A 12,338-nucleotide genomic window follows, 5' to 3' on the forward strand; every position below is an offset into this window, starting at 1 on the left:
GGGTCACCGCTCCACGGGGAGCCAGACGCGCATCGGTGCGACCCCCCGGTTCGCCCATGCGTAATACGGGATCGCTGTGACTGCGACCGGCTGGGAGGCTCGACGCGCGTCCGCCGCGACGGCGTGCGTTCCCGACGCTCCCGCCTCCACCCGGCGGTACGGCCACGACGCTTCCGCGTGGTCGCTCGGTGCCCGCCCCGCAAGGCGCAGCGCGACGATGCCGTCGAGGTCGTCGCGCGGCGCTTCGGCGATCGGCTGGTGGAGGTCGACGACGACGTCGTCGACGGTGAACCCCTGCTGGTCGTGCTGCTCGACGGCGTAGACGAGGGGGCCGCGTTCGATCGCAACCTGCCCGCGCGCGGCGTCGATGCGCTCGTCGGCCGCGAACACGTGCGGGGTCATGTCGAACGCGACCTCGACGCTGTCTCCCTCGGTCCACTCGCGGGAGATATCGATCGGCTCGCCGGGTTCGTTCGTGACCGCTTCGCCGTCGACGGTGGTGCGGTCCGACCAGGCCGGGACGCGGAGACGGAGTGTCCACGCGCCTCCCTGGAGGGCGGTGATGCGCGCCGTTCCGCGATGCGGCAGGTCGGTTTCGATTCGGACGCGACCGAAGTCGCCGGTCGCGTATTGGTGGATCTGGACGCCGTCGCCGGTCTCGGTGGCGATATAGCCGTCGAGGCTCGCGAAGGTCCGCATGATGTTCGGCGGGCAGCACGCGCAGTCGAACCAGCCGCGACGACCGTGGGCCGGGGACCGGTTCTCATCCGTGTGCGCGTGATCCCGGAGCTGGAGCGGGTTCACGTAGAAATACTCCGTCCCGGTGAGGCTGACGCCCGGGATGAACGCGTTGTAGAGGAGCCGTTCGATCGCGTCGGCGTACACCGGCTTCCCGGTGGCGAGGAGCAGTCGCCACGCCCACTGGATGCCGCCGATCGCCGCGCAGGTCTCCGCGTAGCCGCGGTCGGTCGGCAGTTCGTACGGGTCGCCGAACGCTTCCCAGTCCCAGCGGGCGCCGAGGCCGCCGGTGATGAACGCCTTCGATGCCATCATCGCGTGGAACTGCTGTTCGGAGGCGCTGAGGAGTTCGTCGTCGCCGGTTTCGATCGCGACGTCCACCGCTCCGGCGGCGAGGTAGACAGCGCGGACCGCATGGCCCTCGACCGTCGTCGCTTCGCGTACAGGCACTCGGTCGGAGAAGTAGGTGGGCTCCTTGCCGTGCCGCTCGATGATGCCGTGACCGCGTGCGTCCACGAACCAGTGGGCGAGGTCGAGATAGTCGCGGTTCCCGGTCTCCCGGTACAGCTCGACGAGTCCCATCTCGACCACCGGATGCCCGTCGATGTCCTGCACATGCAGCTCGCCCGGCCCGAAGGTGCGGACGAGATGATCGGCGTTTCGGATCGCGACCTCGAGGAGTCCGCGGTCGCCGGTTGCACGAGACTGCGCGACGGCGGCCTGCATGAGGTGCCCGGCGCAGTACATCTCGTGGCTCCAGGGCAGGTCGAAATACCGACCCTGCTCCGCGTGCCGGATCTGCTGCACGGAGTCGATGTAGCCATCGTCCTGCTGCGCTGCCGCAACGAGCGCGGTGACGTCGCGCTGCAGTGCGAGGAGGTCGTCGGCGGGCTCCCGACCGTATTCCCAGGCGACCGCTTCGAGCCACTTGTACACGTCGGAGTCCATGAAGATCGGACCGACCGCATCGCCCTGCTCGAGGCCCGCGGCGATCCGGAGGTTCCGGAAGTTGCCGGCCGCTTCGAGCTGGTCGTAGCCGGAGCGGATCGCGTCGCGACCGTTGCGGTCCTGCCGAACGGACCAGAAGCCGCCCGTGATACGCGGGACACCGGCCGGCAACGGTCGAAGCGTCACGTGCGCGGCTGCTGTGGGCCGCACCGGCTCGGCGGTGCGCGGTGTTGCGGTCGCGGTATCGATCGTGGGCGGACTCGTCGTCGTCATGCTGCCTCCATTGGCGTGCTCGATCGTGCGACGTCTTCCGGTCCCGGGGGTGCGCGCTTCGGTGCGGAGCAATTGGAGCGTCGCGCCTGATTCGGAAAAACGGAAAACGTATTCTGCCTGCACTCTACGACCGTGATCGCGTCGATGGCAAGAGCCGGATTGCGACGCCGTAGAATTCAGGCACCCCGCCCGAGGGTCGTGCGCACCGAGTGATGTGGGTTGCTCGCGTCGCAGACGGACTCGGTGCCGCGGAAATCCGAGGAAAGAGTGTTGCCGTGACCATTGAGCGCGCGAACCGGACGCCGGGTCCGGTGCGGATCACGGACGTCGCTGCGCTCGCCGGCGTCTCGATCGGCACCGCGTCGAAGGCGCTGAACGGCACAGGGCAGCTCCGCGACAGCACACGCCAGCGCGTGCAGGAAGCGGCCTCGAAGCTCGGGTTCGTGTTCGATGCGCGTGGTCGTTCGTTGTCGTCGGGTCGGTCGTTCACCGTTGCCGTCATCACCACAGACTCGTTCGGGCGCTTCAGCATTCCGGTCATGCTCGGTGCCGAGGACGTGATGAGCGCCGGGCAGATCGCCGTGCTCATGTGCGACACGCGCGATGACCCGGTGCGCGAGCAGCACTATCTGCGATCGCTCGCGGCACGGCGCGTTGACGGCATCATCGTCACGGGTCGGACTGCAGACCCGCGGCCGGCGGTCGCGACGGATATCCCGGTGGTCTACGTCTTCACGCCCTCGACCGATCCGAACGACATCTCGGTGACGCTCGACGACGCCGCAGGTGCCCGAGTGCTCGCGCAGCACCTCGTCGGCCTCGGGCGCCGGCGCGTCGCCTACGTGTCCGGCCCGTCGCATGCCGGTCCGGCGCGCCGACGTGCTGACGGTGCGGCCGAGGTCCTCGGCGAACGCCTGATCGGGCAGCCGCTCTTCGGCCACTGGACCGAGCAGTGGGGGCGACAGGCGGTCGACATCCTGCTCGCGCAGCACACCGACCTCGATGCCATCGCGTGCGCATCGGACCAGATCGCGCGCGGCGTGTGCGATCGGCTCCGCGAGCTCGGCCGCTCCGTCCCCGCCGATATCGCGGTCACCGGATTCGACGACTGGGATGTCGTCGCCCTCGCCTCCCGACCGCCGCTCACCACGGTGGATCTGCGCCTCGAGGAGCTCGGGCGCGTCGCCGGGCGGGCACTGCTCCAATTGATCGATGGCGCAGCCGCAGTGTCGACGGTGATCGAGCCCACGCTGGTGATTCGAGCCTCCACGGTGGGCGGGTAGCACCTACGACCGGGGCCCGAACACGTCGCCGAGTTCGCCGAGCAGTGCGTCGATGATGTCCGCGAGCGACTTCTCGTCATCGGTCGCGATCCACTGGCCGAACGCGACGTGGAAGACGGTGGTTGCCGTCTCCGCCGCGAGGCGGGCGCGGACGGGGGATACTCCGCGCTCTTCGAGCGCCGTTCCGAGTGCTGCGCTGAGGTTCCGCATCTTCGCGAGCTCCCGCTCGAGGAGTGCCGGATCCTGCGCGATGATGCCGCTCCGTGCCCGGGCGAATGCACGCCGCTCCTCCGGGAACCACCATTCTGTCGCGGCCCGAAGTGCGTGACGGAGCACGTCGGCGGTGGACGCGTCGGCGGGCGCGTCGCGAATGCCGTCGACGAACGCGGCCTCGAGCGTCTCCTGGCCGTGGAACAGCACCTCCCGCTTGTCGGGGAAGTATCGGAAGAACGTGCGCTCGGTCAGGCCCACCGATGCAGCGATCTCGGCGACGGTCACGCTCTCGAACCCGCGCTCCACGAACGCCTCGAGCGCCGCCGCCTGCAGACGCTCGCGCGACCCGGGAGCCCAGCGAACCATACGACCATCGTACTGATGACAGCGGCTGACATTGAGGTATACAGTGACGTCAGTCAATGACATCGATCGAACCGGTGCGACCGGTTCCACACATGGGAGGCGCGACATGCGCGTATTCATAACAGGTGCGTCCGGCTGGATCGGCTCGCACACCACGGACGAGCTGCTCGCGAACGGGCACACCGTTCTCGGGATGGCGCGATCGGAGGCATCGGAGGCGACCCTGCGTGCGAAGGGCGCGGAGGTCCTCCGAGGCGATCTCGATGACCTCGACGCGATTCGCCGCGGAGCAGCGCAGGCCGACGCGGTCGTGCACCTCGCAAACAAGCACGACTTCACGAACCAGGCCGCGACGAACGCTGCAGAACGTGCTGCGACCCAGACCATCGGCGATGCCCTCGTCGACACGAACAAGCCGTTCGTCGTCGCGTCGGGCACCGCGTTTCCGATGGGGGGAACACCGGTGACGGAAGACGTGCAGTCGCCGTTCGTCGGCCCCGACGCACCGCGCGGCGGGAGCGAACGCCTCGCGCTCGACTACGTTGACCGCGGCGTTCGGACGCTCGTCGCGCGCTTCGCGCCGACCGTGCACGGAACCGGTGACCACGGGTTCATCCGCTTCCTCGCCGACAGCGCTCGCAACGGTGGGGCGGCGCTGGTCGCCGGCGACGGGGCTGCGCGATGGAGTGCCGTGCATGTGACCGATGCCGCCCGCATGATTCGGCTCGGCATCGAGCAAGCGCCCGCGGGCACGATCATGCACGCGGTGGCGGAGGGAGAAGTCCGTACCGGAGACATCGCCGCCGCCATCGCCGACGGACTCGGTCTTGCGGTCGAGTCGGTCACGCCGCAGGAACTGCAGGAGCGTTACGGGTTCATCGGAGCGGTGTTCGGCATGGATCTGCCTGCGCGCAGCGATCGCACGCGGGAGCTGCTCGGGTGGGAACCCACGGGCCCGACGCTGCTCGACGACATCAGGAGCGGGTCCTACTTCTCCTGACCGGTCCGCGGCGGTGGGCTGATCCGCCGGCGTCCGTTCCGTGATCGGTGCAGTCGCCGGTTGCTCGGCAGTTCAGTGCCGTCGGGGTCCGCATTCAGGCAGGCAGGCAGGCGGGCGGGCAGGCAGGCGTGCTGCAGCGGGCGGCCTACTCCGCCTTCTGCAGCGCCCAGGGGTCCGGTTCGCGGTCGCCGTTCGGGCGCACCGGTCGGACGTCGCCCACGATGGGGATCGCGCGCTTCCGCAGCGCCCAGAGGTAGCGGACCGCGAAGTGCGTCAGCGTCGAGACCCGGTTGCCGTTGCCGAGCAGGCTGGCGATGTGGATGACCACCCACACGAGCCAGGCGAGCGGGCCGATCATCGTGATGCCACCGCGGAGCTGGGCGACGGCGGCGTTGGTCCCGATCGTCGCCATCGTTCCTTTGTCGAAGTAGTGGAATGCTTCGGTGGGCTTGCCGTGCAGCAGTCGAAGGATCTGCTCGCCGGCGTGCTTTCCGCCCTGGATCGCCGGCTGGGCGAGCTGGGGGAGCGGGTCGTCGCCGGCGGCGATGTCCCCGATCGCGAAGATGCGATCCTGCCCCTTGACGCGAAGGTCGTCGTTGATCTCGATGCGGCCGCCGTGGGTCTGCGGCATGCCCCAGTTCGAGACCTCTTTGTGGGCGGCGACACCGGTCGCCCAGATGACCTGCTCTGCGGGGATGAACTCGCCACTCGCGACGCGGACGCCGTTTTGCAGGACTTCCTCGACGCCGGAGTTCAAGCGGAGCTCGACGCCGCGCTTCCGGAGCATCTTCGCCGCGTACCGACGGAGGCGCGGCGCGAACGGCTTCAGCAGCTCGGCGCTTCGGTGCACGAGCGTGATCGTGATCTTCGACGGGTCGATCTCCGGGTACGCGTCCTTCAGCGCCTGGTCGCGGAGTTCGGCCAGCGCACCAGCCATCTCGACCCCGGTGGCCCCACCGCCGACGATGACCACGCGAATCTCATCCGGGCCCTGCTTCGCGGCCGCCTGCTCGAGCCGTGTGAACAGCTCGTCGCGGATCCGGAGCGCCTGCGAGCGCGAATACATCGAGTAGGCGTACTCGTACGCGCCGGGTGTGCCGAAGTAGCTCGTGTTCACACCGTTCGCGAGGATGAGGTAGTCGTACTGCAGGTTCTCGCCGTCACTCATGATGGCTGTGCGGTGCTCGGGGTCGATGCCGACGAGCAATCCGTGCCGGAAGTCCGCGTTGCGCTGCTTGGCACGGAGGCTTCGCAGGAAGTAGGTGACATCGCCCGCATTCAAGCCGCCCGTGGCCACCTGGTACATGAGCGGCTGGAACATGTTGTAGACGTGGCGGTCGATCAGCGTCACCCGCACTGGTGCGTCAGCGAGCGCCTTCATCGCAGCGATGCCGCCGAAGCCGCCTCCGACGATGACGACGTGCGGGGTCCGGTTCTGCGACATGCGGTGCTCCTGATCGGCGTGACGGTGTGCGGCCACCAGCGTACGCGGCTCAGGAACTATGCCGAATGCGGCCCGTATGTGCTGAGCACGTTGCCCTTGCTCGTCACGGTGCTTCGGACCAGCCGGAGGCGCGTCATCGGATCCGTCGGTTCGAACAGTCGGCGGCCCGGCCCGGCGATCACCGGATGGATCATGAGCTGGAGTTCGTCGAGCAGCCCCGCGAACACGAGCTGGCGCACGATCGAGATGCTCCCGCAGACGGCGATGTCCGCGCCGTCCCCCGCCTTCAGTTCGCGGACCGCCTCGATCAGCTCTCCGTCGAGCAGTCGACTGTTCTGCCAGGCGAGGTCGCCGTGCAGCGTGTTCGAGACCACGATCTTCTCGATCGGGTTGATGAACCCAGCGAACGGGTCGTCCGGGTGCGTCGGCCAGTGCCCGGCCCATTCGTCATACGACCGACGGCCGAGGATCACCGTGCTCGTGCGCCCCATGAAGGTACCCATCCCCTCGGCGAGCTCAGCGTCGAAGCTGTCGAGTTGGAATCGGGACGGATCCTCGACCACACCGTCGACGGAGGTGAACAGGCCCGCGGTGAGTGTGCGCATGGCCGTCACACTATTGAGACGGCGGCGGAACCGCTACGCGGTAGACGTGCGTTGTGTACGGAACCGGGATGCGGCCTCCGGACGTGTGCGGCACCTCGTCGTCGAGCAGACGGCCGACGCGCGCAAGCACTGCCTGCCGTTCGGCGTCCGGCATCGTGATGATGTAGCTCCGCGACTCGATCATCGCGAAGAACTCGTCTCGGGTCTGCTCGTTCACCCACGGAATCGCGCGGTGTTCGAGCGCGGATGGATCGAACGGAGCGCCGAGGGGCGGGTTCGTTGCGATCGCCGCATGCATTGCCGGTCCGTCGAGGATCGTGGAGAGGTGCGCGACCCAGGGCACCGATTCGTCGCGGACGTTCCAGACCAGTCCGAGCGTGCCGCCCGGTCGGAGCACACGCGCGACCTCGCGAGAGGCGGCCGGCACGTCCACCCAGTGCCAGGCCTGCGCGAACGTCACCGAATCGGCGGAGGCATCGGGCAGCGGGATGCGTTCCCCGGATCCGTCGAGTATCCGGATGCCGGGAACGCTCCGCGCCAGCTCGGCACGCATTCCCGGGTCTGGCTCGACGGCGGCCACCTCGTCCGCGAGCGGCAGGAGTGCGCGCGTGAACTTTCCCGTTCCGGCGCCGACGTCGACCACGCGTCGCGCATGGGGCGGCACGATCCAGCGCGACGCCGCGTCCGGGTATCCGGGACGACCGGCCTCGTACGTCGCAGCAACGGCACCGAACGAGTGTGCCTGGCGATCGCGGTCGTCGTTCCTGTTGGCACCGGACATCTGATCCCCCGCTCGTCGCGCCTCGCGCTTCGCGCCGACGGTATCAGCCGGCGTGCGCGTGCTCGGCGATGCTGCGCGCCTCCCGCTCGATCAGGGTGAAGGCGTCGATCGCCTCCTGCTCAGTCATGGCACGGGCTTCGAATCGGTCGCTGACGTTGAGGACGTGCAGTCGTGCGCGGGCGGCAGCCCGAGCGTCGGTCTCGGCAGCCCGATCGATAGCGTCTCCGGCGGCGAGGCGTGCGAGGACGGTTGCGCGGTTCCAACGGTGCGCGGCGATGATCATGTGAACGTCCTTGTTCGTGAGCAGAGCGACGTCCTGGGAAGGGAGCAGTCGCCCCATTGCGATGCTGAGCGGAGCCGCGCGGTGCTGCACCATTGCAGGTCCACGCAGGTCCAGCCCGAACCTAGTGTCGATAATTGCCGTGCTGCAACTGGGCTTCGCGAATCGACCCGAACTGGGGGCCTGCTGAGTGCGCCGTACCCCGGGTTCTGCGCTGCGTCCGTCGTACACCGGGCGCCGCGCTGCGTCCGTCCTACCGCGGGATCCGCGCTGCGTCCGCCGAGCAGGTGCGCCCGGAACGCGACGATGGTCAGCGGGTCGCGGCAAGCGCCTTCGTGATGCGCTGCAGCGAGACCGTCTCGGCGGTGCCGAGTTCCTGCGCGAACAGCGAGAGGCGGAACTCCTCGAGAAGCCACCGCGCGTGCACCAGTGCAGCGTCTGCGCCGGGCGCGGGCGGGAACGCGCCGCCCGCATCGAGGTACCGCGTCGTCGCGGTCTCGATCTCGAACATCCACTGCCGGTCGCGCCCAGGGTTCTGGGTCAGCTTCTGCACGCGGACCACGATGCCCTGCAGATACACCCGGATCCGCCGCAGTCGCTCGACGCCTCCCGCGAGGACGAACCCGGGGAACACCAGGCGCTCGATCTGTGTGCGCATGTCCGTCAGCGCGGGCAACAGCGACATGCTCGTCGCGCCCTTCAGCGCACGTTCCGCCTCGCGCTGCGCGGTCAGGACCGCGGCGACCTCGGAGACGGCGCGGAACATCGCGTCGACGACGCCGGCGGAGACCGCGTCTCGGACCTGGTCGAACGCGGCGCGCGTGAACACGAGCCCGTCGGGGTGCTTCGTTCGGATGCCCGCATCGACGACCGCCGCGAGCACGTCGTCGAACAGCGCCGCCGTCGACGGATAGGGACTCGCGGCGAGCGCCAGCTTCTCCTGTGCCGTCAGATGCTCCTGGATGTACGAGACGGGGGACGGGACCGCGCGCATGACGAGCCTCCGGACACCCGCGGGCATGGCGATCTCGCGGTCGCGTTCCGTCGCCAGCACGCGCACCGCGACGGTCGCGTTCGGGCCGGTTCCGGCTTCGACGAGCGCGGGGTACGCCCGGATGACGCTCCCCGCCTGCCGCGTGTCCAGCGTGGGCGGCAGGTCCTCATCGGGCCACGTGGTGAGTCCGGAGCGTTCGATGGGCGCAGCGGCCGGAGCTGAGCCTCTCGGTCGTGCACCGTCGCTGCCGGGAGGCGCACCTCGCCGTCCGCGCGCCGCCTGCGGTTGCCGACCACGCGCCTCCGTTGCCGCCGCCACCGACCGCTGCACGCGGTCGGAGAGCTGCTGCTGCAGCGCCGGAAGGTCCTTCCCTGCTTCGACGAGCCGGCCGCGTTCATCCACAACGGCGTACGTCGGCAGCAGATGCGCCGGAACGCGGTCGAGGTCGAAGTCCGCCTCGGTCACCGGCACGTACGTCAGCCGCTGAATCGTCGCCGCGAGGGTCTTCCGGAACGACTCGGTCGGCTCGGCGGGCGCGCTGTCAGGGAGTTCCGCGACGATCTTCTCGGCCCAGTCCGCTGCGGGCACGACGTTCTTGCGGATGTGCTTCGGCAGCGCCTTGATGAGCGCGGTGACCAGCTCTTTGCGGAGGCCCGGGACCTGCCAGTCGAACCCCTCGGGTCGGACGCGCGGCAGCAGCGCGAGCGGTACCTGCACGGACACGCCGTCGTCGTTCGCGCCCGGCTCGAAGCGATAGCGGAGGGCGAGCCGCTGGTCGCCCTGGTGCCACTCGGTGGGGTATTCGTCCTCGTCCTCGGCAGCGTCGGCGGCACCTGCGTCGAGCAGATCCTCCCGCCGCATGGTGAGCAGATCGGGGTGCTCTCGTCGCTCGCGGCGCCACCAGCCTTCGAACCCGCGCGTCGTCGCGACGTCGGCGGGGATCCGAGCGTCGTAGAACTCGACCACGCGCTCGTCATCGAAGAGGATGTCCCGGCGCCGGGTGCGCTCCTCGAGCTGCTCGAGCTCCTTGCGGAGCCGCCGGTTGGCGCGGTCGAACGCCTGCTGCGAATCCCACTCGCCGTCGACGAGCGCGTGCCGAATGAACAGTTCGCGGGCGTGTTCCGGGTCGACGCGCGCGTACTGCACGCGCCGCCGCTGCACGATCGGCACCCCGTACAGGGTCACCCGCTCGTATGCGACGGCCGCACCCTGCTTCTTCTCCCAGTGCGGCTCGCCGTACGTGCGCTTGAGGAGATCGCCCGCGAGGGGCTCGGCCCAGATCGGGTCGATCCTGCCGACGGTCCGCGCGAACAGACGGCTCGTCTCGACGAGCTCGGCCGCCATCACGGCGTCGGGCTGCTTCTTCGCGAGCACGCTGCCGGGGAAGATCACGAACCGCGTGTTCCGGGACCCGAGGTAGTCGCGTTTCTCCCGGTCGCGGAGGCCGATCTGGCTGAGCAGCCCCGCGAGCAGCGCGCGGTGCACGGCATCCGGATCGTCTTTGCGCTCCTTGCTCACATGGACGCCGACATCCCGGGAGGCTCGGGTCAGCTGGCGCACGAGATCCTGCCATTCGCGGACCCGCAGGTAATTGAGGAACTCGGCTCGGCACTCGCGCCGGAACGCGCTCGACGACAGCTCGCGCTGTCGCTCCTCGAGGTGGTTCCAGAGCGTCAGCAGCGTTAGGAAGTCGCTCGTCGGATCGGTGAACCGTGCGTGCAGCTGGTCCGCGTGAGCGCGCTTCGCGAGCGGGCGCTCGCGCGGGTCCTGGATGCTCAGCGCGGCGACGACGGCGACCACCTCACGGCCGACGCCTTGCCGACCCGCTTCGAGGACCATCCGGCCGAGGCGCGGGTCGATCGGGAGTCGGGTCAGTTGGCGGCCGGTCCGGGTGATGCGGCCCTCCCGGTCGACCGCCTGCAGCTCGCGCAGCAGGTCCAGGCCGTCCTTGATGCCGCGTGAGTCCGGCGGCTGCAAGAACGGAAACGACGCGATGTCGCCGAACCCGAGCGCGATCATCTGCAGGATCACGGCGGCAAGGTTCGTGCGCAGGATCTCGGGATCGGTGTACTCGGGGCGGCGTTCGAAGTCCTCCTCGGAGTACAGCCGGATCGCAATTCCGGGACTCGTGCGGCCGGAGCGTCCGGAGCGCTGGTTGGCGCTCGCCTGCGAGATCGCCTCGATCGGGAGGCGCTGCACCTTCGCCCGCGTCGAGTACCGCGAGATCCGTGCCGTGCCGGTATCGATCACGTACTTGATCCCGGGAACGGTCAGGCTCGTCTCCGCAACGTTCGTGGCGAGCACCACACGGCGCCGGACGCCTGGGATGTGCACGCGGTCGAACACCCGGTGCTGGTCCGCTGCGCTCAGACGGCCGTAGAGGGGAAGGACCTGCGTCGACGCGTCGCCGCGGCCCTCGATGGCATCTTGCGCGTCACGGATCTCGTTCTCGCCGGACAGGAACACCAGAACGTCCCCCGGGTCTTCGTGCGCCAGCTCGTCGAGCGCGTCCGTGATGCCCTGTAGATAGTCGCGGTCATCCTCGGCGTGGTCAGCATCTGCGTCCTCGTCCGCGTCGGGGTCCGACTCGGCAGTGAGCGGGCGGTAGCGGATCTCGACCGGATACGTGCGTCCGGAAACCTCCACGATTGGGGCGCCGCCGAAGTGGCGCGAGAACGACTCGGGATCGATCGTCGCGCTGGTGATGATGAGCTTGAGGTCCGGGCGGCGCGGCAGCAGCCGCTTCAGGTAGCCGAGCAGGAAATCGATGGTGAGGGACCGCTCGTGCGCCTCGTCGATGATGATCGTGTCGTAGCGGCGCAGGTCGCTGTCGCGGTGGATCTCGTTGAGCAGGATCCCGTCGGTCATTAGCTTGATCTGGGTGCGCTCCGACACGCGATCCGTGAACCGCACCTGGTAGCCGACGAGGTCGCCGAGCTCCGAGCCGAGCTCCTCAGAGATTCGCTCGGCAATGGTTCGGGCGGCCAGCCGCCGCGGCTGCGTGTGACCGATGCGCTCGCGACCGAGCTCGAGGCAGATCTTCGGGAGCTGCGTCGTCTTGCCCGAACCGGTGGCGCCCGCGACGATGACGACCTGGTTGTCGCGGATGGCAGCGGCGATGTCGTCGCGACGCTCCGAGACGGGGAGCTCGGGCGGGTACGAGATCGCGAGCGCGGAGTCCGACATGAGCGTTCCAGTTTACGACTCGTCAGTCCCGCCGCGTCAGCACGTCCAGAAACTCATGATTGACGAAGAGCACGTCACGTCCAACCTTGATGTCCCTCAGCAGCCCGGCGGCCACAAGAGTGTGCAGCCAGGTCGAGGCAACAGTTCCCCACAATGTGTTAAAAATCGGGCGAAAAACTAACACATTTCCGGCTTCTGTCGGTTCATTTGACACGAACCGGGAGTCA

At 68.8% G+C, this 12,338-nt stretch carries 9 protein-coding genes; 2 read left to right on the forward strand and 7 right to left on the reverse strand.

Annotated elements, in window-relative coordinates; genetic code table 11:
- Positions 1 to 3 precede the first annotated feature (3 nt).
- Positions 4 to 1,959 (reverse strand): glycoside hydrolase family 127 protein, encoded by a 1,956-nt coding sequence (locus CAM01S_RS00340; protein ID WP_157071324.1) that lies wholly within the window; start codon positions 1,957 to 1,959, stop codon positions 4 to 6.
- Positions 1,960 to 2,234: 275 nt separating this feature from the next.
- Here CAM01S_RS00340 and CAM01S_RS00345 point away from each other — a divergent pair, with 275 nt between their 5' ends.
- Complete coding sequence (locus CAM01S_RS00345; protein WP_066516559.1) at positions 2,235 to 3,242, forward strand: LacI family DNA-binding transcriptional regulator; 1,008 nt, start codon at positions 2,235 to 2,237, stop codon at positions 3,240 to 3,242.
- 3 nt (positions 3,243 to 3,245) lie between these two features.
- Here the strand turns inward: CAM01S_RS00345 and CAM01S_RS00350 are convergent, their stop codons facing one another.
- Positions 3,246 to 3,821, reverse strand: coding sequence for a TetR family transcriptional regulator (locus CAM01S_RS00350; protein ID WP_066514457.1), 576 nt, complete (start codon positions 3,819 to 3,821; stop codon positions 3,246 to 3,248).
- Positions 3,822 to 3,864: 43 nt separating this feature from the next.
- Between CAM01S_RS00350 and CAM01S_RS00355 the strand changes: the two genes are divergently transcribed.
- A complete protein-coding gene (locus CAM01S_RS00355) occupies positions 3,865 to 4,821 on the forward strand; it encodes an SDR family oxidoreductase (RefSeq protein ID WP_245631486.1) in 957 nt (318 codons plus the stop codon).
- Between the two features lie 145 nt (positions 4,822 to 4,966).
- Here the strand turns inward: CAM01S_RS00355 and CAM01S_RS00360 are convergent, their stop codons facing one another.
- The 5 genes from CAM01S_RS00360 to hrpA all read right to left on the reverse strand — a co-directional run bounded on the left by CAM01S_RS00360 (position 4,967) and on the right by hrpA (position 12,111).
- The gene (locus tag CAM01S_RS00360) at positions 4,967 to 6,265 is read right to left on the reverse strand and encodes an NAD(P)/FAD-dependent oxidoreductase (RefSeq protein WP_066514471.1); all 1,299 of its coding nucleotides are present in this window, start codon (positions 6,263 to 6,265) and stop codon (positions 4,967 to 4,969) included.
- A 56-nt stretch (positions 6,266 to 6,321) separates the two neighbouring features.
- Positions 6,322 to 6,870 carry a dihydrofolate reductase family protein gene (locus tag CAM01S_RS00365; protein WP_066516561.1) on the reverse strand — a complete coding sequence of 183 codons (549 nt, stop codon included), beginning with the start codon at positions 6,868 to 6,870 and terminating at the stop codon, positions 6,322 to 6,324.
- A gap of 10 nt (positions 6,871 to 6,880) precedes the next feature.
- Positions 6,881 to 7,651 (reverse strand): class I SAM-dependent methyltransferase, encoded by a 771-nt coding sequence (locus tag CAM01S_RS00370; protein ID WP_066514474.1) that lies wholly within the window; start codon positions 7,649 to 7,651, stop codon positions 6,881 to 6,883.
- 43 nt (positions 7,652 to 7,694) lie between these two features.
- Positions 7,695 to 8,027 (reverse strand): hypothetical protein, encoded by a 333-nt coding sequence (locus tag CAM01S_RS00375; RefSeq protein WP_066514480.1) that lies wholly within the window; start codon positions 8,025 to 8,027, stop codon positions 7,695 to 7,697.
- Positions 8,028 to 8,241: 214 nt separating this feature from the next.
- Positions 8,242 to 12,111, reverse strand: a complete 3,870-nt coding sequence (gene hrpA / locus CAM01S_RS00380; RefSeq protein ID WP_066514482.1) for an ATP-dependent RNA helicase HrpA — start codon at positions 12,109 to 12,111, stop codon at positions 8,242 to 8,244.
- Positions 12,112 to 12,338 lie beyond the last annotated feature (227 nt).

The sequence above is a fragment of the Curtobacterium ammoniigenes NBRC 101786 genome (assembly GCF_001571045.1).
In the GTDB taxonomy this organism is placed as follows: domain Bacteria; phylum Actinomycetota; class Actinomycetes; order Actinomycetales; family Microbacteriaceae; genus Curtobacterium; species Curtobacterium ammoniigenes.